Genomic DNA, 26853 nt, shown 5'->3' on the forward strand with positions numbered 1-26853 from the left:
AAGAGAGGCATTTATGGCCAATACTCCTTCGGCCAAGAAGGCAGTGCGCAAGATCGCTGCCCGCACCGAAATCAACAAGTCCCGCCGTTCGCGCGTTCGCACCTTTGTGCGCAAGCTCGAAGACGCTCTCCTGAGCGGCGACAAGCAGGCTGCAGAACTCGCATTCAAGGCTGCTGAGCCTGAGCTGATGCGCGCAGCTTCCAAGGGCGTGATGCACAAGAACACCGCTTCGCGTAAGGTCTCGCGCCTTGCCCATCGCGTTAAGGCTCTCAACGCCTAATATTCATCCATTCTTATGGATCAGTTTCGAAACCCGGCTCATTGTTAGCCGGGTTTTCTTTTTTGAGCGTTTTTTGGACAACCGGCGTTCTTTCTTTCCATCTCCAATTGAAGAGATATTTCAATGACTAGCTGGAATTTTTGAGAGGGGCGTCAATCCTGTGAGTGTTGATTTGATTAGTATTTTCAAATGGTTGTAGATTCTTATCCACTGTTATCCACAGGTGGGTTTAGGGACTCGGAAGTGGGTTTGAGTCAAGAATTTTTTTTAAATTTATTTTTCGGACGGAACATATCAGGACCACCTAAAAATTGTCCTATGAAAACGCATTGAATCCAAAGGTGTTATTTCGCTGGCATCCGATTCCCCCCTGTTGTGGGGAGGCCCTGCAAGAGCTTTCAGTAAAAAAATGTGGTTTTCTGAGGCTTGCCCTTTGCTGCGAGGCTTCGCTAAAGTCAGGACATAAGAGGGGTGGGCCATCGGCCCGGAGTTAGCATCAAATAACGAGTTTGTCGGCGTGGGTGTCACAGCCCGCGGGTGTTATATTCTGGTCGTAAGGTCCTGATCCTCATGGTTGATTGCTTACCATTCATTAACCGGAATGCCGTTTTAGGCATGTCCCCGACAATTGAATGGTTGTGGCGGATTTCTTTCCGGGCAATCAGCCTCCGATAAAAGTGTTGTGAGTCGTAAAAAGGTCGCCGGGAAGGAGTATCCGGGTGTTGGTCCTGATGGGACCGTTTGAGTTTGTGTTTGGCCCAGAGCTTTCGAGCCGGGCTTTGTGAGTGAGTACCTGCTGGCCAGACGGATGATAATCCGCGGCGCGGACAGGAAAAAATGACAAGCGCCAGAAAACGGCGCGTACGAATGTGAAGGCAGGCGAGACGATGGCAATGATGACCGGCAAATCGACGGCAACGATGGGTGATGCACATGCGAACCGTATCCACGGATCTTCTGCTACCGGAAATGACAAGAGCCTGGTCGAGTTGAGCGGCAACGCTGGTGATGAGGTTTTCGAGCGCCTTACGGCAAAGCTGAAAGCCCGCGTCGGCACCGAGATTTATTCCAGCTGGTTCGGTCGTCTGAAGCTCGACGACATCTCCAAGAGCATTGTCCGCCTGTCGGTTCCGACGGCCTTCCTGCGCTCCTGGATCAACAATCACTATTCCGAACTGCTGACCGAGCTGTGGCAGGAAGAAAACCCGCAGATTCTGAAGGTTGAAGTCGTGGTTCGTGGCGTAAGCCGCGTGGTGCGCAGCGCCGCTCCGGTCGAAGCCTGCGAAGCTTCCGAGAACAAGCCGGTCGTCGCCCCGCGCGAAAAGATGGTGTTCCCGCTCGGCCAGTCCTTTGGTGGCCAGCCGGTGGGCGACAAGCGCGGTTCCGCCGTTGTCGCAGAATCGGCGGCGGCTTCGGGTGCCGTGCTCGGCTCGCCGCTCGATCCCCGTTATACGTTCGACAGCTTTGTCGATGGCGCATCGAATCGCGTGGCGCTCGCCGCAGCCCGCACCATTGCGGAGGCCGGTTCCAGCGCCGTTCGCTTCAATCCGCTTTTCATCCATGCTTCCGTCGGTCTCGGCAAGACTCACCTTCTGCAGGCGATCGCCGCCGCCGCGCTCCAGCGCCAGGAAAAGGCCCGCGTCGTCTATCTGACGGCAGAATATTTCATGTGGCGCTTCGCCACCGCCATCCGCGACAACAATGCGCTGTCCTTCAAGGAACAGCTTCGCGATATCGACCTTCTCGTTATCGACGACATGCAGTTCCTGCAGGGCAAGTCGATCCAGCACGAGTTCTGTCATCTCCTGAACACGCTGCTCGACAGCGCAAAGCAGGTCGTTGTTGCCGCCGACCGTGCGCCTTCCGAACTGGAATCGCTCGATGTGCGTGTCCGTTCGCGACTTCAGGGCGGCGTTGCACTTGAAGTGGCCGCGCCCGACTATGAAATGCGCGTCGAAATGCTGCGCCGCCGTCTGGCCGCAGCGCAGGCGGAAGATCCGAGCCTCACGATTGGCGAAGAGATTCTTTCCCATGTTGCCCGCACCGTCACCGGATCGGGCCGTGAACTGGAAGGCGCTTTCAACCAGCTTCTGTTCCGCCAGTCCTTCGAGCCGAACATCTCCATCGACCGCGTCGATGAACTGCTCGGTCACCTGACCCGCGTCGGTGAACCGAAGCGTATCCGCATCGAGGAAATCCAGCGCATCGTCGCGCGGCATTACAATGTCTCGAAGCAGGACCTGCTGTCGAACCGCCGCACGCGCACCATCGTCAAGCCGCGTCAGGTGGCAATGTATCTTGCCAAGATGATGACGCCGCGTTCCCTGCCGGAAATCGGTCGCCGCTTCGGCGGTCGCGATCACACCACGGTCCTTCACGCCGTGCGCAAGATCGAGGATCTGGTCGGCGCCGATACCAAGCTTGCCCAGGAACTGGAGCTTCTCAAGCGCCTTATCAACGATCAGGCCGCCTGACCGGCCCCGGCATCGGCCCGAGCATCGATCTCGGCATCGGCCCGAAAATCAGAATCGATTTTCGGAATGCTCGATGCGGCGATCCGACCTTCCCCGCTATCAACGGCGGTTATCAACAAAAAGCCCGGGCCCTGTCGCTTTCCGACACGGCGCGGGCTTGCTTTTCTCCTTAAAAATCTGCCACTTTAACGGACCTTCTGGCGCCCTGGGCGCCTTATCGACAGGGGCCGCCTGCCTGCCCGTCAGATGCAGTTGCCCTGTCCCAGCGAGCGAGTGCGTTTGAACATGCGTGTTACCCTAGAGCGATCGAACCTTCTCAAATCTCTCAATCACGTCCACCGCGTCGTGGAACGCCGCAACACGATACCGATTCTGTCGAACGTGCTTTTGCAGGCTGAGGGCGCAAGCCTCGCGCTCAAGGCCACCGATCTTGATCTTGAGGTCAATGAAGCGACGGCCGCCATGGTGGAGCAGGCTGGCGCCACGACGGTTCCGGCGCATCTCCTCTACGACATCGTCCGCAAGCTGCCCGACGGCGCCGAAGTCATGCTCTCGACCAACCCGGATGGCGGCTCCATGTCGGTCATTTCCGGCAAGTCGTCCTTCCGCCTGCAGTGCCTGCCGCAGTCCGATTTCCCGGAACTGACCGCTGGCGCCTTCACCCACTCCTTCCGCATCGAGGCGCAGGCGCTGAAGCGCCTCATCGACCGCACCCAGTTTGCGATTTCGACGGAAGAAACCCGCTATTACCTCAACGGCATTTTCTTCCACGCCATCGAAAGCGATGGCGCGCTGAAGCTGCGCGCTGTCGCGACCGACGGCCACCGGCTGGCGCGCGCCGAACTGGAAGCGCCGTCCGGCACCGAAGGCATGCCGGGCATCATCATTCCGCGCAAGACGGTCGCCGAGCTGCAGAAGCTGGTCGATGTGCCGGAAGTGGTCGTTACGGTTGAACTGTCGGACGCCAAGATCCGCTTCACGGTCGGCTCTGTGGTGCTCACCTCGAAACTGATCGACGGTACCTTCCCGGATTACCAGCGCGTGATTCCGTCCGGCAACGACAAGAAGCTCACCATCGGCCGCCAGGAATTCGCAGCCTCCGTCGACCGCGTCTCGACCATTTCCAGCGAGCGTGGCCGCGCAGTGAAGCTCTCCATCGCCGATGGCCAGTTGACGCTTACCGTCAACAACCCCGATTCCGGCAGCGCAACCGACGAGCTTGCTGCCGATTACGATGCCGATCCGCTCGATATCGGTTTCAACTCGAAATACCTGCTCGATATCACCAGCCAGCTTTCGGGTTCCGATGCGGTCTTCATGCTGGCCGATGCCGGTTCACCGACACTGGTGCGCGATACGGGCGATGAAGATGTGCTGTACGTTCTCATGCCTATGCGTGTTTAAAGAACAGAAAAGTGAATAGGCCCGAGCCTGATCAAAGCCGCCCGGATCGCGTTTCGATCCGGCGGCTTAAGCTTGTCAATTTCCGCAACTATGCGGAACTGTCGTTGCCGCTTGGCCCCGGCCACGTGGTGCTGACCGGCGAAAACGGCTCCGGCAAGACCAATCTGATCGAAGCGGTTTCCTTTCTGTCGCCGGGGCGCGGCCTGCGCCGCGCTGCTTATGACGATGTCGCACGCACCAGTTCGCTCGATGGCTTTGCCATTCATGCCGCGCTTGATTGCATGATCTATGGCGAGGCCGAGATCGGCACCGGCACCGCTGGCGGCGGCGAGGGTGGCCGCAAGGTCCGCATCAACGGTATTGCCGCTTCCGGCGACGATCTGCTCGATTATGCGCGCATTCTCTGGGTGGTGCCGTCGATGGATGGGCTGTTCACGGGAGGCGCTTCCGACCGGCGGCGTTTTCTGGACCGTATGGTGCTCGCCATCGATACCGCGCACGGCAAGCGCGTGCTCGATTATGAACGGGCGATGCGCAGCCGCAACCGGTTGCTGAGCGACGGCAACGGTGACGACCAATGGCTGGATGCGATAGAAAGCCAGATGGCTGAACTGGGCACGGCCATCGCAGCCGCCCGCGCCGAAGCCATGCGCCTGATCGCGGCGATGATCGAACGGCTGCCCGCCGAAGGACCGTTTCCCAAGGCTGACTGCTTTCTGGAAGGAACGTTGGAGCAGAGAATCAGTGTCGAGGCGGCGCTCGATCTTGAAGAGGATTTCCGACGCACCCTGCGCGATGGGCGCGCACGCGACCGGGCGGCGGGCCGCACGCTGGAAGGTCCACATCGCACCGATCTGATCGTCCAGCATCGCCCCAAGGCGATGCCTGCCGCCCTTTGTTCCACCGGCGAGCAGAAGGCCCTGCTGATCGGTCTGGTGCTTGCTCATGCGCGGCTGACGGCGGAGCTTTCCGGCATGGCCCCCATACTCCTGCTCGATGAAATCGCCGCGCATCTCGATACGGGACGCCGCGCCGCACTTTTCGGCATCCTTAATGAGCTTGGCGGGCAGGCCTTCATGACCGGCACCGATCGGGCGCTTTTTGAGGCGCTTGAAGGGGAAGCGCAATTTTTCAATGTGGCCGCTGGCACGCTTACCCCGCTCTGAGGCAAAATATCCGCTGACAGCGGGTCGGCAGAGGCATATGTTTGCCGACCATGAACGCACCATCGAAGCCCTTTTCATCCGAAGAACTCGAACGCTACGCGCGCCATATCGTGCTGCCGGAAATTGGCGGGCCGGGCCAGCAGAAGCTGAAGGCGGCCCGCATATTGATCGTCGGCGCAGGCGGGCTTGGCGCGCCTGTGCTGCAATATCTGGCGGCGGCGGGTGTCGGCACGCTCGGCATCATCGACGATGACACGGTTTCGCTGTCCAACCTGCAGCGGCAGGTCATCCACGATACGCAAAGCGTCGGCCAGCCGAAGGTGGAAAGCGCGCTCGCCGCCATTGCCCGCATCAACCCGCATGTGAGGGTAGAAGGGCATCAGCTCCGCCTCGATGCGGACAATGCCGAAGCCCTGATCGGCAATTACGACGTTGTGGTGGATGGTTCGGACAATTTCACCACGCGTTATATTCTGGCCGATGCCGCTGCCAAAGTCGGTCGCCCGCTGGTGACCGGCGCCATGGGCCGTTTCGACGGTACGGTCACGGTGCTGATGCCCTACGCGACCGGCCCCGACGGCACGCCCAACCCGTCCTATCGTGATCTTTTCCCGGAAGCGCCGCCGCCCGGAACGGTGCCGACCTGTGCGGAAGCCGGAGTGCTGGGCGTCCTGCCGGGTGTGATCGGCAGCCTGCAGGCAATGGAAGTCATCAAGCTCATCACCGGGATCGGCGAGCCGCTGGTCGGTCGGCTGCTGCTCTATAATGCCTTGAATGTCCGCTTCGAAACCATTCGCTACAAGGCGCGCAAACCGAAATGACGGCTCTGCGTGTCGAAGTTATTGGCGGGAATTTCGAGCAGTGGGAAGAATTGGTCGGCATGATCCGCGACAGCTTCGCCTATATGGACGGCGTGATCGATCCGCCCTCATCAGCAGGTTTGCTGACGGCAGAAAATTTGCGGCAGAAGGCCGAGGAAGAAACCGGCTTTGCAGCCTTCCTTGATGGCAGACTTGTCGGCTGTGTCTTCATACGGGAAAAGGCCGAGGGCTTTTATCTCGGCAAGCTTGCCGTCGCATCCGCTTTTGAGGGAAGAGGCATTGGGCGATTGCTGATGCAAAAGGCGGAAGATGTTGCGGTTGCAAAAGGCAAGCCCTCGATTGAGTTGCAGGTGCGTATCGAGCTTGCGCGTAATCGGGCGGTGTTTGAGAAGCTCGGATATCGCAAGATCGCGGAAACCGCGCATCCGGGCTATAGCCGCCCCACATCCATAACCATGCGCAAGGAGATCACGCGTGGCACTGACATTAACCGATGAAGAGCGGTCGATAGCCGCAGGCGATCAGGGGGAAGGCGCTGCGATGGCGATGCGCATCGTGGCCGACACTGCGCGGCTTATGGGTGCGCCGCGTCTTATCCCTGTCGCATCAGCGCATATCGACGGTGCGCTCTATCACGGCGATAGCGGAACGCTTTTTGCTGAGAAGCTTGTAGAGGGCGGCGCGAAGGTCAGGGTGCGCGCCACACTCAATGTCGGTTCCATCGATCTGACCGGCTGTTCGCATAATCTTTTGCCGGCTCACGAGGCGGATATGGCCAGGCGCATGATGCGCGCCTACATCAAGCTCGGCTGCGAGCCGACATGGACCTGCGCGCCTTATCAGGCAGGCCACAGACCGGCACAGGGAACCGATGTCGCATGGGGCGAATCCAATGCGGTCGTGTTCTGCAATTCGGTTCTGGGCGCGCGCACCAATCGCTATGGCGATTTCCTGGATATCGCCTGCGCCATTGCAGGACGCGCGCCCGATTATGGTCTTCATCGCACCGAAAACCGCCGCGCTACGGTGGTGTTCGATATTTCGGCGCTCGATCCTGGCTTCCTGTCGTCGGAGGTGGCCTGGCCCATTCTCGGCAATCTGTTCGGTCGCAGCGTGGGAACGAATATCGGTGTCGTCGCGGGCAGTCCCGTCCACCCCGATGAAGATGATCTCAAGGCCTTCGGTGCGGCCTCGGCATCGGTGGGCGCGGTCGGATTGTTCCATATTGCGGGCGTGACGCCGGAAGCCCCCGATCTTGAAACGGCCTTGCAGCATCAGGAACCGGAAAGCGTCATCCGCGTCACGCGAGACATGGTCGAGGCGACGCGCAAGCGGCTTTCGACTGTCGAGCGGGTGGACCATATCGATGCGGTCGCCATTGGCAGTCCGCATCTCTCGATAACGGAATTCGACCGTCTGGAGCGCGCCATAGCGCAGCGCAAGCTCGCTGTCCCGCTCTATGCCTGTACGGGCCGCCATGCGCTGGCCGAGCTGGAGAAAGACGGGCGCAGGCAAGCACTGGAAAGGGCAGGCGTTGTCATCGTCGCCGATACTTGCGTCGTCGTCACACCTATTTTGCCAGCTAAGGGTGACGCCATCCTGATGACCAATTCCGGCAAATTCGCCCATTATGCCCCCGGCAATACCGGCTATGGCGTGCTTTACGGTTCGCTGGAGGAATGTGTGGAAAGCGCTGTCGCAGGCAGGCCGGTTTTCGGGAGGCAGGCAGCATGAGCATCGGGAAAACTTCTATACTCGTTGCTGGCAAGGCCGCTGATGCCGAGGCGCTGGTTCTCTCCGCGCCGATCAGCTTCTGGGGCGGTGTCGATCCGAAAAGCGGGCGGATTGCCGATGTGCGCCATCCGGAACATGGGCAAAGCATCGCCGGGCGCGTGCTTTGCCTGCCGGGAACCATCGGCTCGTCGTCAGCCGCTGCCGTCCTGCTGGAACTGGTCCATAGCGGCCACGCGCCCGCAGCCATTGTCCTGCACGAGCCTGATGCGATCCTGCTGCTTGGCCTCATCGTTGCCCGTGAAATGGGCCATGACGTGCCCGTCGCCGTTGAACTCGACCGCGAGGCGCAAAAGCAACTCGCCGGCCATCGGGTGACGGTCGGCGAGGATGGAACGATTGGGATTACTGCTTAACTAGATCGGACTTGTGCGTCTTTGTCGCCATTACCATCCTGAGCCGGTCGAAGGGACGGCGGGCGTTGTGCGTTTTCCCTCAGCCCTTCGAGACGCCTCCTTCGACAGGCTCAGGAGGCTCCTCAGGATGAGGGAAAAGAGACTACAAAGGCGGCTCTAGAGCATTTCCAGCAAAAGAAACGTTTATGCGGGGAAATCAGTTCACTGGACTGATTTCTTATCCCGCTTCGATGCGTTGGATAATGCGATAAAACAAATAGTTAGAGCGGTCCCGGCGATTCTGTCAGAACAGGAACCGCTCTAATATTGCGTGTTGCGGTCCACGACGTGCTCCAGTGTCCCGTCGCGCTCGAAGGCTTCGATCTGCCGGATGATCTGCGGCACAAGGGCGGTTGCGGATGAGCTTGCCGCCGCATGCGGGGTGATCGTCACGCGCGGATGGTCCCAGAGCGGGCTGCTGGCCGGCAACGGTTCCTGCGTGAACACGTCGAGGGAAGCTGCCGAAAGAAGTCCGCGATCAAGTGCTGCCAGAATATCCGCCTCGTTCTGCAATCCGCCGCGTCCGGCATTGATCAGCACCGGAGCGCCGAGCGGCCCGTCGCTCTTCAGTTGCGCGAACATCGACATGGAGAGGATGCCCTTCGTGTCGGGCGTCAGCGGCAGCAGGCAGACGAAGATGTCGGCGGTCTTGAGGAATTTCGTAAAGCCGTCCTTGCCATGATAGGTCTGAATGCCGTCGATTTCCTGCGGACGGCGGCTCCAGCCGGTGACATTGAAGCCAAGGGTTTTGAGCTTTTCAGCGGCATCGCGGCCGAGCACGCCAAGACCCATGATTCCGACCGTCACCTCATGCGCGGCTGGCTGGCGGCGATCTTCGTGCCAGACATGATTCTGCTGCTGCTTGCGATAGCGTTGTCCGAGACGATGATGATCCAGCACCTGCCAGACGACATATTCCGTCATGCGCATGGTGAGATCGTCGGAGATGATGCGCACCAGCGGCACATCGGGAATCCGGTCGTCGCGGAAGACGTGATCGACGCCGGCACCCAGCGAGAAGATGACCTTCAGATTGGGCAGGTTGGCAAGCGAGCCGGGCTTCTGCTTCCACACGAGTGCATATTTGATGGAGGGATCGTTTTCCGCGCGATCCGTCACCACCGGACGGTCCGGCGCGTGATCGCGAAACGTCTTCAGCCAGATTTCCGGGTCCCAGTCTGTGATCGCCAGAAGGATATTGCCTTTGGTATCGGTCATTGCCTTACTCCCCCTTCGGTCGCCTCCATATGGAAAGCTGCTGCCATCAGTGTCTTGGTGTACTCGGTCTGCGGATTGGCAAACACATCTTTCGCCGCGCCATATTCCACCGCCTTGCCGTTGCGCATCACCAGCACGTCATTTGCCAGCGCCCGCACCACTTTCAGGTCGTGGCTTATGAAAAGATAGGCGAGATCATGCTTCTTCTGCAATGCGCGCAGCAGATCGACCACCTGCGCCTGCACGCTCATATCGAGCGCCGAGGTCGGTTCGTCCAGCATGACGAATTTCGGGTTCAGCACCATGGCGCGTGCAATGGCGATGCGCTGGCGCTGTCCGCCGGAAAATTCGTGCGGGTAGCGGAAGCGTGTTTCCGGGTCGAGGTTCACCTCGTTGAGCGCGGCAACCACGCGCGCATCGCGGTCGTCCGCTGAAAGCTTCGGCTCGTGCACCAGAAGCCCTTCGGCGATGATGTCGGCGATGGTCATGCGCGGAGACAGCGACCCGAACGGGTCCTGAAACACGATCTGCAATTCGCGGCGCAGCGGGCGCATGTCCTTGAAGCTGAACTTCGCGATGTCGCGACCGTCGAAATTGATCTCGCCTCTGGATGAGATCATGCGAGAAAGCGCGAGGCCAAGCGTCGTCTTGCCGGAACCCGATTCGCCAACGACGCCGAGCGTCTGGCCGGCCCGCAGGTTCACGTCGATGCCGTCCACCGCCTTCACATGGTCGACGGTCTTGCGCAAAAACCCCTTCTTGATCGGGAACCAGACGCGAATATCCTTGCCTTCCATCACCGTTCTGGCAGCAGGATCAGCGGCGGGCGGTTCGCCCTTCGGTTCGGCGGCAAGCAGGTGCCTGGTGTAAGGATGCTGCGGGTTCTCGAAAATATCCCTGGTCGGCCCGGTCTCAACGATCTTGCCTTTGCTCATCACGCAGACCCTGTCGGCGATCTTGCGCACGATGCCGAGATCGTGGGTGATGAAGAGCATCGACATGCCCTGTGCGGCTTTCAGTTCGGCAAGCAGCTTCAATATCTGCGCCTGCACGGTAACATCGAGCGCGGTGGTGGGCTCGTCGGCGATCAGCAGCTTCGGCTTGTTGGCAAGCGCCATTGCGATCATGACGCGCTGGCGTTGCCCGCCGGAAAGCTGGTGCGGGAAAGCGGACAGACGCTTCTCCGGTTCGCGAATGCCGACTTCGTGAAGAAGTTCCAGCGTTCGCGCCCGCGCTGCCTCGAAACCCATGCCCTGATGCATTTTCAGGATTTCGCCGATCTGACGCTCCACGCTGTGCAGCGGATTGAGCGAGGTCATCGGTTCCTGAAAGATCATCGTGATGTCGTTGCCGCGCACACGGCGCAGTTCCGGTTCCGAGGCCTTCATCAGGTCGCGGCCATTGAAGAGAATTTCCCCGGAAGGATGGCTCGCGGACGGATAGGGCAGCAATTTCAGGATCGACAGGGCCGAGACGGACTTGCCCGATCCCGATTCGCCAACAAGCGCTACCGTTTCGCCTTCGGCAATGTCAAAGGATACCCGGTCGACGGAAATGCGTCCCTCGCCATTCTGGCGGAATGCGACGGACAGATCGCGGACGGAAAGCAGCGTTTTATTTCCAGAATCGTTCATTGATCCGCTCATCGGCTCGCTCATTGAAATGCCTTTCGCGGATCGAAGGCGTCGCGTGTTGCTTCACCGATGAAGATCAGGAGCGACAGCATCAGCGAGATGACCACGAAGCCGGTAATGCCGAGCCAGGGGGCCTGGAGATTGTTCTTGCCCTGGGCGAGGAGTTCGCCGAGCGAAGCCGAGCCGGGCGGCAGGCCGAAGCCGAGGAAGTCGAGCGAGGTAAGCGTGGTGATCGAGCCGTTCAGGATGAAAGGCAGGAAGGTCAGTGTCGCCACCATGGCGTTTGGCAGGAGATGCCGCCACATGATCGTGCCGTTCTTCACGCCGAGCGCGCGTGCTGCATTCACATATTCAAAATTTCGCGCCCGCAAAAATTCCGCGCGCACCACGCCGACGAAGGCGACCCATGAGAACAGGAGCATGATGCCGAGCAGCACCCAGAAGCCGGGCGGCAATATCGCCGCGATGATCAGCAACAGGTAGAGAACCGGGATCGACGACCAGATTTCAATGAAGCGCTGGAACAGAAGATCGACCCAGCCGCCGAAATAGCCCTGAACCGCACCTGCCGTCACGCCGATAATGGCGGAGAAGAAGGTAAGGATCAGGCCGAAAAGCACGGAAATGCGGAAGCCGTAGAGCGCGCGCGCAAAGACGTCACGCGCCTGATCGTCGGTGCCGAGGAGGTTGAAATTGCCGAAGCGGCAATTCGGGTCTTCCACGCCCTGCGGGTAACGCTGGCAGCGCTCTTCCGCCGAATAAAGCCAGAACGGCCTTGACGGAGCCGCTTCCGGTATTTCGTTGTTTACGGTGTTGTAGGAATAGCGGATCGGTGGCCAGATGGCCCAGCCATGGGCATTGATCTCGTCCTGTATCACCGGGTCGCGATAATCGGTGACGGCGTAAAAACCGCCGAATCTTTCTTCCGGATAATCGACGAAAACCGGCATCAGCAGCTCGCCCTTGTAGGAAACGAGGATGGGCCGGTCGTTGGCGATGAACTCGGAACAAAGCGCTGCAATGAGCAGGAACAGGAATATCCAAAGTGACCAGTAACCGCGCTTGTTCGCCTTGAAATTCTGCCAGCGGCGCTTGTTGAGCGGCGACAGAAACGGGCGTTTCACGGGAACGGCGGGCGACAAGGGGGTGTCGGTCATCAGACGTCCCTCCGGTCAAAGTCGATGCGCGGATCGATCCACGTATAGGTGAGGTCGGACAGGAGGCCGACCAGAAGGCCGATCAGCGAGAAGATGAAGAGATTGGCGAACACCACCGGATAATCGCGGTTGATGACCGACTGGTAGCCAAGCAGGCCAAGCCCGTCGAGCGAGAAGATCGTTTCGATCAGAAGCGAGCCGGTAAAGAAGGCCGATATGAAGGCGCCCGGAAAACCGGCAATCACGATCAGCATCGCATTGCGGAAGACGTGGCGATAGAGAACCTGATTCTCGGTCAGCCCCTTGGCGCGTGCCGTGGTCACGTACTGCTTGCGGATTTCTTCCAGAAACGAATTCTTGGTCAAAAGCGTGGTGGTGGCGAAGGCGGAAAGCACGAGTGCGGTCACCGGCAGCACCATGTGCCACAGATAGTCGCCGATCTTGCCCCAGAACGACATCTGCGCGAAATCCGGTGAGGTAAGGCCGCGCAGCGGGAACCAGTCGAAGAAAGAGCCGCCCGCAAAAAGCACGATCAGCAGGATGGCGAAAAGGAAGCTCGGGATCGCATAACCGACGATGATGACCGCGCTTGTCCAGGTGTCGAAACGCGAACCGTCCTTGATCGCCTTGCGGATGCCGAGCGGAATCGAAATTATGTAGGACAGAAAGGTCAGCCACAGGCCGAGCGAGATCGAAACCGGCATCTTCTCCTTGATGAGGTCGATCACGCTGATATCGCGGAAATAGCTGCGACCGAAATCGAATCGCAGATAGTTCCATAGCATCTGGCCGAAACGCTCCAGCGGCGGTTTGTCGAAACCGAACTGCTTTTCCAGATCGGCGATGAATTGCGGGTCCAGCCCCTGCGCGCCGCGATATTTGGAATTGACCGAGCCGCTGTCGACAGCGCTTTGCCCGAAATCGCCGCCACCGCCCGAAAGGCGGTCGAGAGCGTCGCCGCCCTGTCCGGAAAGCTGCGCGATCACCCGCTCGACCGGACCGCCGGGGGCGAACTGAACGACGGCGAAGGAAATGGCCATGATGCCGAAAATCGTCGGGATCATCAGAAGCAGACGGCGGAGAATGTAAGCGCCCATCAGCCAGTTTTTCTCCGCAGGTTCGATTCAGTCTTGTGGCTTGCCAACAGCTTCTGCCTTTTTGTCATTCACAATCATTGCTTTATCCACCACAGCGTCTCGACGGGAAAGCCGTAATCGGGCTTCGGCTCCTTGAAACCGAACCGGTCCCAATAGGCCACGAGATGATTCGCTGTCGTCCAATTTGGAATCCAGTCGCGCCGGATACGCAAGTACCGATCGAGCACCCGCATCGTCGCGACGAGTTCTTCACGCGTCGAAACCTTGCCGATATCCGCAATCAGCGCATCGATCAACGGATCTTCCGTGCCGGGAAGATTATAGCTGCCCGGCACCTTGGCCGATTCGGAGCCGAATATGCCGGCAAGCGATTCCTGTGTCGGCGTGGGGCTGAACTGCAGCGCCATGCCCACCATGTCGAACTGGAAGTTCTGCATCCGCGCTTGATACTGGCTTGCATCGACAAGCCGGTTGCTTGCATCGATGCCGATGGCGCGCAATTTCTGCACATAGGGATTGTATACGCGAGAAAACCCCTCCGAATTACTTAGGATTTCGAGCGCGAACTTCGATCCGTCCTTGTCATGGAACTGGCCGTTCCTGCGCTCGAAACCGGCTTCCTCCAGCAACTTGATGGCCTGCGCGAACTGTTTCCGGTCCCGTCCCGTTCCGTCGGAAACCGGCATCAGCATGGCCTCCCCGAAAACCGCGTCCGGCAGTTTGCCGCGATAGCGTTCAAGCACCTTCAGCTCATCGGGCGTCGGCAGGCCGCTCGCCTGAAAATCCGATCCGTTGAAGCAGGATTGCGAGCGGGCATAGACATTGTAGAAAAGATGCTCGTTGGTCCATTCGAAGTCGAAGCAGAGCGCGATTGCTTCACGCACGCGCGGATCGCGGAACCGTTCGCGGCGCTGGTTCAGCGCCCAGGCCTGCATCAGCGGGCGCTTTTCCGGCGGAAAGGTACGCTTGACGACCTTTCCCTGCTGGATGGCCGGGAAATCATAGGCCGTCGCCCAGTTCTTGGAGACGGTTTCCTCGCGATACTCGATGCTGCCTTTCTTGAAGGCTTCGAATTGCGGCTGGCGGTCGCGGAAAAACTCGATGCGAATACGGTCGAAATGGTTGAAGCCCTTCTGCACCGGCAGGTCCTTCGCCCAGTAATCCTCGACGCGCTCATACTCGATGAACTGGCCGGCGGCGAAATTTCCGACCTTGTAGGCACCGGAACCAAGCACCGGCTCCATGGTCGTGGCTTCAAAGTCGCGATCCTTGAACCAGCTTTCCGACAGGATCGGCACGGTCACGGCGTCGAGGATGGCATTGGGTCCGCGCCCTTCGACGAAGCGCATGCGCACTTCCCGATTGCCGGTTGCTTCCACCTTTTCCACGCCGGTCAGAGACTGGCGCAACTTCGGATGGCCCTTCTGCTTGATGATCGTATAGGTGAACAGCACGTCCTTCGCCGTGATCGGCGAGCCATCGTGAAAGCGCGCTTCCTTGCGAAGCTTGAAAGTGCAACTGCGGTGGTCTTTCGAAAGCGTCGCACTTTCCGCGACGAGGCCATAGACAGAATCCGGCTCATCCAGCGCCGAAGCCATCAGCGTATCGAAGGTCAGTTCCATGCGCGGCGGCGCATCGCCCTTGAACGTGAAGGTGTTGAGCGTGTTGAACGTGTCGGTATTCTGGTTCCAGACCCAGTATGACGGCGCGAAATTGAAGGTGCCGCCCTTCGGCGCTTCGGGGCTGGCATAGTCGAAATGGGTGAAATCAGGACCGTATTTCAGGTCGCCGAAAGCCGAAAGTCCGTGCAGGGCCTTTCCCGTCGGTATGTCGGCAAAGGCCCTTGGTGGCAGGAACGCCGCAAAAGCGGCACTTCCCGAAAGCCCCAGAAAATGGCGGCGATTCATGCGAAGGATTGTCATTCTCGTCGGCCCTCATTCACTGCCGGTCTTGAGCTTGGCTTCCTTCGCAGGGTCAATCCACCAGGAGAACGGGTCAATCCCCATATAATCGGGCTGCTTTTCAGGCATTCCGAACTTGTTCCAATAGGCCACGTTGATCTTGTCGGAATACCATTGCGGAATGACGTAATAGTTCCACAGCAAAGCCCGGTCGAGCGCGTGGGTCGAGGCGACGAGTTCGTCACGGTCCTTGGCATAGATGACGCGGTCGATCAGCTTGTCGATCGCCGGATTCTTGATGCCTGCATAATTGCGGCTGCCTTTGAAGTCGGCAGCTTTGGAGCCCCACATGTCGCGCTGTTCATTGCCGGGCGAGGCGGTTTGCGGGATGACGGAGGTGATGACATCATAGTCGAAGTCGTTGACGCGGGCCTGAAATTGCGCCGTATCGACGATGCGCACCGTCGCGTTGATGCCGATCTTGCGCAGGCTTGCGGCGAACGGGTTGTAGATGCGCTCGTCGGTCGGGTCCTTGCCGAGAAATTCGATCGTGAACGGATTGCCCTTGGCATCGACGAGCTTGTTGCCCTGCAATGTCCAGCCCGCTTCCGAAAAGAGTTTCAGGGCGGTGCGCAGGTTATCGCGCGTTGCCTGCGGCGTGTCATAGACCGGCAGCTTGAATTCCTTGGTCAGCGCCTCGGCGGGAAGCGAATCCTTCACCGTTTCCAGTATCGCCTGCTCTGCCGGTGTCGGCGGGCCGCTCAGTTCCAGTTCATTGCCCGCGAAATAGCTGTTGATGCGCTGGTACTGGTTGAAGAACAGCAGGCGGTTCATCGATTCGAAATCGAAGGCATAGGTCAGGGCCTGACGCACCTTCGGGTCCTTGAACTTGTCGCGGCGCATATTGAGGAAATAGCCCTGCATGCGCCCGACGGCATGGTAGGGGAAAGAGGCCTTCACGACATCGCCGCGCTGTACTGCCGGGAAATTATACTGCTCAGCCCAGCGCTGGGCGCGATTCTCGTTGCGATAATCATACTGACCGCCCTTCTTGAAGGCTTCCCAGGTCGCGTCCTCGTTGAAATAATATTCGTAGCGCAGCCGGTCGAAATTGTTGCGCCCGACATTGACGGCCAGATCCTTGCCCCAATAGTCGTCGACGCGCGCCCAGGTGATGGAGCGTCCGGGCGTCATGCTCTCGATCTTGTAGGCGGCGGAGCCGAGCGGGATTTCGAGCGTCGGGCGGGTGATGTCGCGCTGCTTGCCCTGCGCGTCCTTGCCCTCCCACCAGTGCTTGGGCAGAACGGCAAGCTGCCCCATGATCTGCGGCAATTCGCGGTTGCCCTTTTGGCTGAAGGTGAATTTCACCTCATGTTCGCCGGTCTTTTCAGCCTTCTCCACGTCGCCATAATATTTGTTGTACATCGGCGACTGCTTCTTCAGCACATCGAACGACCAGATCACGTCATCGACCGTGATGGGCTGGCCGTCATGCCATTTCGCCTTGGGATTGAGCTTGAACTTCACCCATGAAAAGTCGTCGGGATATTGCAGGGCTTCGGCGATCACGGGATATTGGGTCGAGGCCTGATCGGCCGAATCCGTCATCAGCGTGTCGTAAAGCATCCCGCCGCCGAAGTCCGACAGGCCCGCGGCAGGAACCCCTTGCACCACGAACGGATTGAGACTGTCGAAGGTGCCGACGGCAACCATGTTGAGCGTGCCGCCCTTCGGCGCATCCGGGTTCACATAGTCGTAATGCTTGAAATCGGCTGGATATTTGGGCTCGCCAAGCAGGCTGGAGGAATAGCGCCATTGGGGTTCCGCGTCATTTGCGTGAACCATAGAAACCGTGCTCGCAAGCATGGCTACCGCGAACGCACCCGCCCAAAAAGCTCTCATCCAGCCTCTCCGTTCCTGTTTCGGATATATTAGGAGAAGTCTTATGGGATTTTGCGGAGGAAGAAAGGCATGCGGGCAAGAAATTTAATGCGGGCAAGAAAAAAGCCCGGCGAGCCGGGCTTTGATCATTTTGTCTCGTTGGCTTAATTCGCCGGAGCCGGTTCCGCAGGCTTCTGTTCGCCGCCTGCCGGTGCGCCAGACGGTGCGCTGCCTTCGGCCGGCTTTTCGCCTTCGGCCGGCTTGGCATCGCCGCCAGCGGCAGGTGCGGCATCGGCGGTCGGCAGCGGGGCAGGGTTGTCGGACAGCGTGCGCAGATAAGCGATCAGGTCGGCGCGTTCATTGTCCTTCTTGTCGCCGGCAAAGCCCATGGCCGTGCCCTTGATGAAGCCCTTCGGCGAGGTCAGGAACTTGTTGAGATGTTCAAAGTCCCACTTGTTGCCCGCAGCGCCGAATTCCTTCATCGCAGCCGAATAGCCGAAACCTTCAACGGAGGCAGCCGGACGGTTCACGACATCCCACAGATGCGGACCCACCTTGTTGGCGCCACCCTTTTCACCGGTATGGCATGCAGCGCAACGCTTGAAGACGGTTTCACCGCGCGCCGGATCGGCAGACTGCAGCAAGGTCGCAATCGAAACTTCTTCCTTGGCCGGTGCAGCTCCCCCTTCGCCGGTCGAGGCTTCCGCCGCTTCGATGGCAAAGCCCGGCTTTTCAGGCGCAGGCGAGTGAAACAGCGAATCGGACAGGATGCCCGTCGTCATGACAACGAAAACCGTTGCCAGAAAAGCCATGATAAACTTGTTAGTCCGGGTTGAATTCATCGCCGGTCAGCGCTCCCTCTACCAAAACGCTCTCCCCGAGAACGCTCTCCTAGCCGGCATGCAAACCTTTAATAAAGGTCACAATTCTCTCCCCGGCATCGGGCGGAAACTAGGTCTTTTGCCAGGGCGATGCAACACCTATAAGGGTGACCGGACCCGTGACTTTTTGACACTTTTGATGCATTTCCAGCACCGGCGAAGCGCGTTACAAGGCGTTCGCGACCTTATTATTATCAAGAGGCGATCATGCTGCAGACCTTAAAGACCCTCACGCTGATTCCCGCACGGATGGCCTCCACGCGCCTGCCGAACAAGCCGCTTGCCGATATTTGCGGCAAGCCGATGATCGTCCATGTGGCCGATCGCGCGGCGGCTGCGAAGCTGGGCCGGACGGTGGTTGCTACCGACAGCGAGGAGATTTTTTCGGTCGTGATCGCGCATGGCCACGAAGCGATCATGACGCGCGAGGATCACGAATCCGGTTCCGACCGCATTTATGAAGCGCTTTTGAAAGTCGATCCCGCGGGCGAGGTCGATGCGGTGGTCAATGTTCAGGGCGACCTGCCGACCATCGATCCGGACATCATCCGCCGCGCGCTTCTGCCGCTGGAAGACGGACCTGCCGACATTGCGACGCTTGGCGTCGAAATCGAGGAAGAATCAGAAAAGACCAATCCGAGCGTGGTGAAGATCGTGGGCTCGCCGCTGGCAGGCAACAGCCGCCTGCGCGCGCTCTATTTCACTCGCGCAACCGCGCCCTATGGCGAAGGTCCGCTCTATCATCATATCGGCCTTTACGCCTATCGCCGCCCGGCGCTCGAACGCTTTGTGAAGCTTGGGCCGTCGCCTTTGGAAAAGCGGGAAAAACTGGAACAATTGCGGGCTCTCGAAGCCGGAATGCGCATCGATGTCGAACTGGTGAAGACCGTGCCGCTCGGCGTGGACACGCAGGCTGATCTTGACCGAGCGCGCCTTCTTGTCGCAAAGGGTATCTGACGACCGCCGTCGAGCGGCAATTGAGAAAGCATGGACACGATGAAGACCAACAGGATTTCCTTCCAGGGTGAAGCGGGCGCAAATTCCGATACGGCGTGCCGCAACATGTTTCCCGACATGGAGCCTTTGCCGTGCCCGACTTTCGAGGATGCCTTCAACGCGGTTGAAACCGGCGCCGCCGACCTTGCGATGATCCCCATCGAGAACACGCTGGCCGGTCGCGTCGCGGATATTCATTATCTGCTGCCGCTTGCCGACATGCACATCATTGGCGAATATTTCCTGCCGATCCATTTCCAGCTCATGGTGCTTCCGGGCGTCAAGCGCGAGGAAATCAAGACCGTTCACAGCCACGTCCATGCGCTCGGCCAATGCCGCAACGTCATCCGCCAGAATGGCTGGAAAGGCGTCATCGCGGGCGATACGGCAGGGGCTGCGCGTCTCGTCGCCGACATGAAGGACCGTTCGATGGCGGCGCTTGCGCCAAGCCTTGCTGCCGATCTCTACGGCCTCGATATTCTGGAAGAAAATGTCGAGGATTCGGAAGACAACGTGACCCGCTTCGTGGTCCTGTCCAAGAACAAGCAATGGGCGCCGCGTCCGGAAAACGGCGAGCGCATCGTGACGACTTTTGTCTTCCGCGTGCGCAACGTCCCGGCTGCGCTCTACAAGGCGCTGGGCGGCTTTGCCACCAATGGCATCAACATGACCAAACTCGAAAGCTACCAGATCGGCGGGCGTTTCATCGCCACGCAGTTCTATGCCGATGTCGAGGGACACCCGGAAGACCCCAATCTCCAGCTCGCGCTGGAGGAACTGCGCTTCTTCACCAAGGAAGTACGCATTCTCGGCGTCTATCAAGGCAGCGATATTCGCGGCACGCAGTTGCTCGCCGCCGAGTAATTCAGAGAATATCGGGCGGGATCAGTTTTCCGCCCAGGCTTTTATCAGATGGGTTGCGATGGCGCCGGACGGCGGCACCCGCAACCCGTTTTCATGTGTACCCGCCAGCATGGTGCGCACTTCGGCCCTGGAGAACCAGCGGCCGTCTTCCAGCTCCGAGCGGTCGATGGTGAAATCGTCGCTCAAGACCTCGGCATGACAGCCGATCATCAGCGAATAGGGAAACGGCCAGGGCTGGCTCGCGTGATAGGCGACGCGGCCGATGGAGAGCCCCATTTCCTCCACACTTTCACGGCGCACGGCGGCCTCGATCGTTTCGCCATGCTCGATAAAGCCTGCAAGACAGGAATAGGAGCCGGGCGCGAAATGCGGCCCACGCGCCAGAATGCATTTCTCGCCGCGCACCGGCAGCATGATGGCTACCGGATCGGTGCGTGGAAAATGTTCGGCGCCACAGTTCGGGCATTGCCGCTTGGCCCCGCCGGCACGCATGTCGGTTTTTGTGCCGCAGCGCCCGCAGTATCGATGATTGGTGTGCCACGCGGTGAGCGCCGCCGCCTGCGCCAGCGCGCCGAGCAGGTCGGCTGAAACCAGCCCTTCCGTATAGATGCTGCGATAATCCTGCAGCCGGAACGGCGCTTCCATCGTTTCCGGATCAAGCGGGGTCGTCAGCGCCACGATAGGCACGCCGTCCTGAAGGCCGAGCAGGATGGGCTCATGAAGCTCCGCCGCAAATTCCTTCGCCTCGCCGAGGCGGAACAGCGCGCGCGGCGCTTTCTCATCGGCATAGTCGAGAAGCAGCCTGTTGCCGCCCAGCAGCATGATTCGCGTTTCGGGAAGTTCCAGCGCCGTGAAGGCAGAATCATCCTGCCGCTTTTCGGACTGGCGGTCGATCCGGTTGCCGGAAAACCCCGACAGATCGACTCGGTTCTATTTCCGGCAGGTCGTAGAGACGGAAAGCCATGGTGTTCTCGAATATTGTTCAGGGGGATCAGAAGCCTGTCCCGAAGCTGTGAATGGTTTTCGGGAAGTGGCGTGTTCAACCGGATCTACAGCGCCGCGAGAATATCGGCGATCAGCCGGTGGGCGTCCTTTTCGTCATAGGTCTCGCGGGTGCCGAAGCCCCAGACGGGGCCGGGCCAGCCCGCATCGCCCTCGCTGCGGGCGATCACATGCAGATGCAGCTGGCGCACGATATTGCCGAGCGCGCCGGTATTGATCTTGTGGCACGCCGTCACGGACTTGAGCGCCTGCGCCACGATGCCGGTCTCGAACGTCAGCATGGTCTGGTCCAGCGGCGTCATGTCGTGAATTTCAGTGAGGTCAGGGCGGCGCGGCACCAGGATCAGCCACGGCCAGCGCCGGTCGTTCATCAGCCGAAGCTCGCACAGGCCGAGCTTGGCGACAAAAAACGTGTCGGCATTGAGCCGTTTATCGAGTTCGAATTGTTCCATAAGCGGTTTCTATCAGTTTTTTTCGCCCGGCGCTTGCTTTTTGCACGGTGCCCTTCTTGCATTTTGCTTCACAATTGACGATATGCAAGCCGGGAGGTTGGTGGTGGACGAGCCACTCGCCAACCGGGTCAGGTCCGGAAGGAAGCAGCCCTAACGAGCCACGGCACGGGTCATCGTGCCAGCCTCCCACCCTTTCTCACGACGCCGACGACTGTTGATGGGTAGCCTCTTTGGTTGACGTCGCTCATGCGTCCGGTCCAAACTGGCGACTGGGAAAAAAGCGGAACAGGAAGAACGGAAGGGCAGCTCATGGACACAAAATCCGCCGGCTTTGCTGCCGATGGGGCCTATCGCGTTCTCGCCCGCAAATATCGCCCCCAGAATTTCAACGATCTCATCGGCCAGGAGCCGATGGTCCGCACGCTCAAGAACGCGTTCGAGACAGGCCGCATCGCGCAGGCCTGGATGCTCACCGGCGTTCGCGGGGTCGGTAAGACCACGACGGCGCGCATTCTGGCGCGCGCGCTCAACTACAAGACCGATACGGTTGACCAGCCGACCATCGACCTTTCCGTGCCGGGCGAAAACTGCCAGGCGATCATGGAAGGCCGCCATGTCGACGTGATCGAGATGGACGCCGCCTCGCATACCGGCATCGACGACATTCGCGAGATCATCGAGCAGGTGCGTTACCGCCCGGTCTCCGCGCGCTACAAGGTCTATATCATCGACGAAGTGCACATGCTTTCCACTGCCGCCTTCAACGGCTTGTTGAAGACGCTAGAAGAGCCGCCCCCGCACGTCAAGTTCATCTTCGCCACCACGGAAATCCGAAAAGTGCCGATCACGGTCCTGTCGCGCTGCCAGCGCTTCGACCTGCGCCGCATCGAATCGGGCACGCTAGCCGCACATCTGCGCCGCATCGCGGAAGCGGAAGAGATCGCGGTGGACGACGCGTCGCTCGCCATGATCGCCCGCGCAGGCGAAGGCTCGGCCCGCGATTCGCTGTCGATCTTCGATCAGGCCATTGCGCATGGCGCTGGCGCCGTCACGGCGGAAGCCGTGCGCTCCATGCTGGGCCTTGCCGACCGCGCCCGTATCATCGACCTGTTCGAGATGCTGATGCGCGGCGATGTCGCTGGCGCGCTGACCGAGTTTCGCGCGCAATATGATGTGGGCGCCGATCCGTCGGTCGTGCTGACCGATCTTGCCGATTTCAACCATCTGGTGACGCGCCTGCGCTTTACGCCGGATGTGGCGGAAGACGTGTCGCTGTCGGAAGACGAGCGTGTGCGCGGCCGCGAATTCGCGCAGAAGCTTTCCGTCCGCGTGCTGTCGCGCACCTGGCAGATGCTGCTCAAGGGCATTGCGGAAGTCGACACGGCGACGAGGCCGGTACAGGCTGCCGAAATGCTTTTGATCCGGCTTGCCCATGCAGCCGATCTGCCGACGCTGGACGAAGCGATCCGCGGTCTCGACAATGGTTCGGTTGCAGCGCCGCGCCCGCAGCCGGGCAGCCCGCGCCCGAATGGCGGCGGCGGTCAGCCTGAAGCGCGCTTTGCCGCCGATGCGGTTGGCTCGTCTTCGATGGCTCCCGCCTCCGGCGGTCCGGCCACGGCCATGCGTATCGTGGAAACGCCGCCGCAGCCGGTTGAGCCATCGGTCGCGCCGCAGCAATTCGTGGAGCCGACGCCACAACCTTCAGTTCCGATCAACAGCCTGCACGATGTCGTCGCGCTTGCCGACAAGCACCGCGACATGCAGTTCAAGATTCTGGTCAAGAGCTGTGTGCGCCTTGCATCCATTGCACCCGGCCGGCTCGAAATCGGCCTGACCGACGACGCGCCAAAATCGCTGCCGAGCGACATCTCACAGCGCCTCCTGAACTGGACCGGCATTCGCTGGATCGTTACCGTCGCCCGCGACGTGGCGGGGCAGACCATTTCGGAGGCGGAGACCGAGCGCCGCGACAATCTGGTGACCGACGCCCGCGCCGATCCCGATGTTGCCGCCATTCTCGCGGCCTTTCCGGGCGCGAAGATCACCGACGTGCGCATCGCCGTGCCGGAACAGAATGACGACGAGGACATTGACCTCGATGCAATACCGGAAACACCCGGTGCGCTGTCTGAAGACGACTGAATTACGGAATGATGGAGTAAACCCATGCGTGACATGATGGGCATGATGAAGCAGGCGAAGGAATTGCAGGCCAAGATGAAGGCCATGCAGGACGAGATCGCCAATCTGGAGGCCTCGGCCTCTTCCGGCGGCGGGCTGGTGACGATCACGCTGTCCGGCAAGGGCACCCTGTCGGCTTTGAAGATCGACCCGACTTTGATGAAGGAAGAAGAGGTGGAAATCCTCGAAGACCTGATCATCGCGGCGCATAACGACGCCAAGGCCAAGCTGGAAGCGGCCATGGCCGAAAAGACGCAGTCGCTCACCGCCGGCCTGCCGATCCCTCCGGGGTTTAAGCTGCCGTTTTAAGGCAGTAGGGGAATAAGGGAGTAGGGGAGTATGTTTTGGTGGGCTGACTGCCGCCATACCGCATATTCCCTTGATCCCGTTCCCTACTCCCTTATTCCCCTATTCCCTTACTCCCTTAAGCCAATGTCCAAACGAATAGCCGGTCCAGAAATCGAACGTCTCATCCAACTCCTGGCCCGTGTGCCGGGGCTTGGACCGCGTTCGGCCCGTCGCGCGGCGCTGCATCTCATCAAGAAGAAGGAAGCGCTTCTGGTGCCGCTTGGCGGCGCCATGCAGGAGGCCGCCGAAAAGGTGCGCATCTGTTCGTGCTGCGGCAATGTCGACACAAGCGATCCGTGCACGATCTGCACCGATGAGCGCCGCGACCCCGCCACCCTCATCGTGGTGGAGGATGTTTCCGATCTCTGGGCATTAGAGCGCGCCGGTACGATGAATGTGCGCTATCATGTTCTGGGCGGTCGCCTGTCGCCGCTCGATGGCATCGGCCCGGACGATCTCAACATCAAGGGACTGGTGGAGCGCGTCGCCGCCGGTGAAATCAGGGAAGTGATTCTGGCAGTCAACGCCACCGTCGAAGGCCAGACCACCGCGCATTACATCACCGACCAGCTTTCGAGCTTCGACGTGCGCGTGACACGGCTGGCCCACGGCGTTCCGGTCGGGGGCGAACTCGATTATCTGGATGAAGGCACGCTTGCTGCCGCCTTGCGGGCAAGAACCACCCTTTAGAACTAATGGAGAAGGCATGGCAGCGGGAAATTGGAAGCATAGCCTGAAGATTGGTCTTGCACTGGTTGCCAGCCTTGCCATTTCTCCCGCCATCGCCGCGCCGTCCAAAGCGCAGGTTGAAAACCAGTATCGCAGCTGGCTGGAAAAGGACCTCTGGCCGGAAGCGAAGGCGGCAGGCGTATCCCGCGCCGTCTTCGATCAGGCCTTCACCGGTGTCTCGATCAACTGGAAACTGCCCGATCTCGTCATTCCCGGCGAAAAGCCCTCGACGCCGAAAGAGCAGAAACAGGCTGAATTCGGTGCGCCCGGCAAATATTTCAATGCCAGGACGATGAGCGCCGTCACAAGCGGCGGACAGGCGCGCTATGGCCAATATGCCAGCCTCCTCAAGCGCATCGAACAGAAATACGGCGTTCCGGGGCCGATCCTGCTTGCCGTCTGGGGCCGTGAATCCGGCTTCGGCACGGTCAAGATTCCCTACAATGCCTACGAGGTTCTCGGCACCAAGGCGTTTATGGCGACCAGGAAGGACATGTTCCGCAAGGAACTGATTGCCGCTCTCGAAATCGCTTCCAGGGGCTATATTGATGAAAGCGCCATGAAAAGCTCATGGGCGGGCGCGCTCGGCCAGCCGCAATTCATGCCGACTTCCTATCTGAAGCACGCCGTCGATTTCGACGGTGACGGCAAGCGCGACATCTGGAATTCGGTCCCCGATACGCTCGCCTCCATCGCCAATTATCTGAAACTGCATGGCTGGCAGAAGGGGCGCGACTGGGGCTTTGAGGTCAGCGTTCCGCAGAACGTGTCCTGTTCGCTGGAAGGACCTGATCAGGGCAAGACGATTGCCGAATGGGCAAAGCTCGGCATTACGCGGGTGAATGGCAAACCATTTCCGGCCAATGAAATGAAGGGCGAGGGCTTCCTGCTCATGCCCGCCGGTCGCTATGGCCCGGCCTTCGTGGTGAGCCCGAACTTCTACGTGCTCAAGGACTATAATATGAGCGATCTTTATGCGCTCTTCATCGGCCATGTCGGTGATCGCATCGCCTATGGCGCGGGCGATTTCAGTCGCGCATGGGGCGATGTCGGCTCCATGTATCGCTCCGATATCGGCGCGATGCAGAAGCGCATGCAGGCGCTGGGCTATGATGTCGGCAAGCCGGATGGCCTCCCCGGCTTCAAGACCCGCCGCTCCATTGGCCTGTGGCAGGCGAAGAACGGCATGGCCTCCACCTGCTTCCCGCAGCCGGAATTGTTGCGTCAGATCCGCTGATCTCCGCCGCTTAGCAAATTGGCGAAAGACTGAAGCGCTTTCGTCCTGTAGCGGTCATTGTGCTGCAGCATGAGAAACTGGCGTTGCGGCAGGGCAAAGTCTGCCTTCACCAGCGTTCCGGCTTTCAGATGCGGGGCGGCGACAAGTTCCGATATGGCGGTTACATAATCGCCGGAGCGCACCGCCGAACAGATGGCCTCGTTCGAGGGCAGTTCCAGCGCCACATGCAGCCGCGCCGGATTGTAGCCGGAAGCGCGCATGGCATCCTCGAAAACGCTGCGCGTTCCCGATCCCTGCTCTCGCAATATCCATTTCCCCTCGAAAAGCCGGTCCCAGGTCAGTTTCCCACCCGCGGCCCAGTCATGGTCGGGACGCGCCACCAGAATAAGCTGGTCGCTTGCAACCTTGGTGATCGACAGCGACGGAGCCTGCACCGCGCCTTCCACAAGGCCGATATCGGCAACGCCTTCCTCCGTCGCCTGGGTCACACTTTCCGTATTTCCGAGTGTCAGCCGCACATCGATCAGCGGAAACTCGCTGTGAAACCGTGCCAGAAAAGACGGCAGCCAATAGCTGGCAATGGTCTGGCTGGCATGGATGGCAAGAATGCCGCGCTTGCCGCCGCCAAGTTCGGAAAGCATCCGCTCGGCGGAACGGGCGCGGGCGAGCGTCGCGCGCGCCTCGTCCAGAAACAGGCGTCCGTCGCCGGTCAGTTCGATCCGCCGGCCGATGCGGTTGAAAAGCGTTGCGCCGTAGCGATCCTCCATGGTCCGGATGGCCGAACTGACCGCCGATGGGGTCAGATGCAGGGCTTCCGAGGCCCGCGTCAGGTGTTCGCGTTCGGCAACTTCAATGAAAATTCGCAGCTGTTCCAGTGTCATAGCAATGATCATTCGATTTTTCTGAATGAAATATGACATATAATGAAATGGATTGAACAGGTA

The 26853-nt window shown here is 59.8% G+C and carries 23 protein-coding genes, 1 other RNA gene and 1 pseudogene; 15 read left to right on the forward strand and 10 right to left on the reverse strand.

Features of this window, described 5'->3' with window-relative positions:
- Positions 1 to 13: 13 nt before the first annotated feature.
- From rpsT to OINT_RS00050, 8 genes are all read left to right on the forward strand, one after another.
- Complete coding sequence (gene rpsT, locus OINT_RS00015; protein ID WP_006465717.1) at positions 14 to 280, forward strand: 30S ribosomal protein S20; 267 nt, start codon at positions 14 to 16, stop codon at positions 278 to 280.
- An 893-nt stretch (positions 281 to 1173) separates the two neighbouring features.
- The gene (dnaA, locus tag OINT_RS00020) at positions 1174 to 2754 is read left to right on the forward strand and encodes a chromosomal replication initiator protein DnaA (protein WP_050791004.1); all 1581 of its coding nucleotides are present in this window, start codon (positions 1174 to 1176) and stop codon (positions 2752 to 2754) included.
- Between the two features lie 285 nt (positions 2755 to 3039).
- Complete coding sequence (gene dnaN, locus OINT_RS00025) at positions 3040 to 4158, forward strand: DNA polymerase III subunit beta (protein ID WP_006473075.1); 1119 nt, start codon at positions 3040 to 3042, stop codon at positions 4156 to 4158.
- An 11-nt stretch (positions 4159 to 4169) separates the two neighbouring features.
- A complete protein-coding gene (recF, locus tag OINT_RS00030) occupies positions 4170 to 5324 on the forward strand; it encodes a DNA replication/repair protein RecF (protein WP_006465721.1) in 1155 nt (384 codons plus the stop codon).
- 50 nt (positions 5325 to 5374) lie between these two features.
- The gene (locus OINT_RS00035; RefSeq protein WP_006473074.1) at positions 5375 to 6145 is read left to right on the forward strand and encodes a molybdopterin-synthase adenylyltransferase MoeB; all 771 of its coding nucleotides are present in this window, start codon (positions 5375 to 5377) and stop codon (positions 6143 to 6145) included.
- Positions 6142 to 6642, forward strand: coding sequence for a GNAT family N-acetyltransferase (locus tag OINT_RS00040; protein WP_006465723.1), 501 nt, complete (start codon positions 6142 to 6144; stop codon positions 6640 to 6642). The genes OINT_RS00035 and OINT_RS00040 overlap by 4 nt, the downstream gene beginning before the upstream one ends.
- Positions 6620 to 7879 carry an aconitase X gene (locus OINT_RS00045; RefSeq protein WP_006465724.1) on the forward strand — a complete coding sequence of 420 codons (1260 nt, stop codon included), beginning with the start codon at positions 6620 to 6622 and terminating at the stop codon, positions 7877 to 7879. Before OINT_RS00040 ends, OINT_RS00045 begins: the two co-directional genes overlap by 23 nt.
- Positions 7876 to 8292: an aconitase X swivel domain-containing protein gene (locus tag OINT_RS00050; protein WP_006465725.1), complete on the forward strand. Its 417-nt coding sequence runs from the start codon at positions 7876 to 7878 to the stop codon at positions 8290 to 8292. Before OINT_RS00045 ends, OINT_RS00050 begins: the two co-directional genes overlap by 4 nt.
- Before the next feature lie 300 nt (positions 8293 to 8592).
- Here OINT_RS00050 and OINT_RS00055 read toward each other — a convergent pair whose 3' ends face one another.
- From OINT_RS00055 to OINT_RS00085, 7 genes are all read right to left on the reverse strand, one after another.
- Positions 8593 to 9549, reverse strand: a complete 957-nt coding sequence (locus OINT_RS00055) for a 2-hydroxyacid dehydrogenase (protein WP_006465726.1) — start codon at positions 9547 to 9549, stop codon at positions 8593 to 8595.
- The gene (locus OINT_RS00060; protein WP_050791005.1) at positions 9546 to 11195 is read right to left on the reverse strand and encodes an ABC transporter ATP-binding protein; all 1650 of its coding nucleotides are present in this window, start codon (positions 11193 to 11195) and stop codon (positions 9546 to 9548) included. The genes OINT_RS00055 and OINT_RS00060 overlap by 4 nt, the downstream gene beginning before the upstream one ends.
- Positions 11196 to 11203: 8 nt before the next feature.
- Positions 11204 to 12340, reverse strand: coding sequence for an ABC transporter permease (locus OINT_RS00065; protein ID WP_006465728.1), 1137 nt, complete (start codon positions 12338 to 12340; stop codon positions 11204 to 11206).
- Positions 12340 to 13437 carry a microcin C ABC transporter permease YejB gene (locus OINT_RS00070; protein ID WP_006465729.1) on the reverse strand — a complete coding sequence of 366 codons (1098 nt, stop codon included), beginning with the start codon at positions 13435 to 13437 and terminating at the stop codon, positions 12340 to 12342. Before OINT_RS00070 ends, OINT_RS00065 begins: the two co-directional genes overlap by 1 nt.
- A 74-nt stretch (positions 13438 to 13511) precedes the next feature.
- Positions 13512 to 15359: an extracellular solute-binding protein gene (locus OINT_RS00075; RefSeq protein WP_006465730.1), complete on the reverse strand. Its 1848-nt coding sequence runs from the start codon at positions 15357 to 15359 to the stop codon at positions 13512 to 13514.
- Between the two features lie 12 nt (positions 15360 to 15371).
- A complete protein-coding gene (locus tag OINT_RS00080) occupies positions 15372 to 17240 on the reverse strand; it encodes an extracellular solute-binding protein (RefSeq protein WP_006465731.1) in 1869 nt (622 codons plus the stop codon).
- A 143-nt stretch (positions 17241 to 17383) separates the two neighbouring features.
- A complete protein-coding gene (locus OINT_RS00085; RefSeq protein WP_006465732.1) occupies positions 17384 to 18061 on the reverse strand; it encodes a c-type cytochrome in 678 nt (225 codons plus the stop codon).
- A 246-nt stretch (positions 18062 to 18307) separates the two neighbouring features.
- Here OINT_RS00085 and OINT_RS00090 point away from each other — a divergent pair, with 246 nt between their 5' ends.
- Positions 18308 to 19057: a 3-deoxy-manno-octulosonate cytidylyltransferase gene (locus OINT_RS00090; protein ID WP_006465733.1), complete on the forward strand. Its 750-nt coding sequence runs from the start codon at positions 18308 to 18310 to the stop codon at positions 19055 to 19057.
- A 39-nt stretch (positions 19058 to 19096) separates the two neighbouring features.
- On the forward strand, positions 19097 to 19960 hold the full coding sequence (locus OINT_RS00095) for a prephenate dehydratase (RefSeq protein ID WP_006473073.1): 864 nt from the start codon (positions 19097 to 19099) through the stop codon (positions 19958 to 19960).
- 21 nt (positions 19961 to 19981) lie between these two features.
- On the opposite strand, the pseudogene nudC reads toward OINT_RS00095, so the two are convergent.
- Together nudC and OINT_RS00105 are read right to left on the reverse strand one after the other, a co-directional pair.
- Positions 19982 to 20924 (reverse strand): annotated as a pseudogene (gene nudC / locus OINT_RS00100) (NAD(+) diphosphatase).
- Positions 20925 to 21009: 85 nt separating this feature from the next.
- Positions 21010 to 21414, reverse strand: coding sequence for an HIT domain-containing protein (locus OINT_RS00105; RefSeq protein ID WP_006465736.1), 405 nt, complete (start codon positions 21412 to 21414; stop codon positions 21010 to 21012).
- 92 nt (positions 21415 to 21506) lie between these two features.
- Here OINT_RS00105 and ffs point away from each other — a divergent pair.
- The 5 genes from ffs (at position 21507) to OINT_RS00125 (ending at position 25909) form a co-directional block, all read left to right on the forward strand.
- Positions 21507 to 21604: signal recognition particle sRNA small type (gene ffs, locus OINT_RS22510), an RNA gene on the forward strand.
- A 119-nt stretch (positions 21605 to 21723) separates the two neighbouring features.
- Positions 21724 to 23556: a DNA polymerase III subunit gamma/tau gene (locus tag OINT_RS00110; RefSeq protein WP_006473071.1), complete on the forward strand. Its 1833-nt coding sequence runs from the start codon at positions 21724 to 21726 to the stop codon at positions 23554 to 23556.
- 24 nt (positions 23557 to 23580) lie between these two features.
- Complete coding sequence (locus tag OINT_RS00115) at positions 23581 to 23904, forward strand: YbaB/EbfC family nucleoid-associated protein (RefSeq protein ID WP_006465738.1); 324 nt, start codon at positions 23581 to 23583, stop codon at positions 23902 to 23904.
- A gap of 123 nt (positions 23905 to 24027) precedes the next feature.
- Complete coding sequence (gene recR / locus OINT_RS00120) at positions 24028 to 24633, forward strand: recombination mediator RecR (protein ID WP_021587673.1); 606 nt, start codon at positions 24028 to 24030, stop codon at positions 24631 to 24633.
- A 16-nt stretch (positions 24634 to 24649) separates the two neighbouring features.
- Positions 24650 to 25909 carry a lytic murein transglycosylase gene (locus tag OINT_RS00125; protein WP_006471227.1) on the forward strand — a complete coding sequence of 420 codons (1260 nt, stop codon included), beginning with the start codon at positions 24650 to 24652 and terminating at the stop codon, positions 25907 to 25909.
- Here the strand turns inward: OINT_RS00125 and OINT_RS00130 are convergent.
- The gene (locus OINT_RS00130; protein ID WP_036564938.1) at positions 25897 to 26790 is read right to left on the reverse strand and encodes a LysR family transcriptional regulator; all 894 of its coding nucleotides are present in this window, start codon (positions 26788 to 26790) and stop codon (positions 25897 to 25899) included. The two genes, OINT_RS00125 and OINT_RS00130, sit on opposite strands and share 13 nt — an antisense overlap.
- Between the last annotated feature and the right edge of the window lie 63 nt (positions 26791 to 26853).

The organism is Brucella intermedia LMG 3301 (assembly GCF_000182645.1).
Lineage (GTDB): Bacteria > Pseudomonadota > Alphaproteobacteria > Rhizobiales > Rhizobiaceae > Brucella > Brucella intermedia.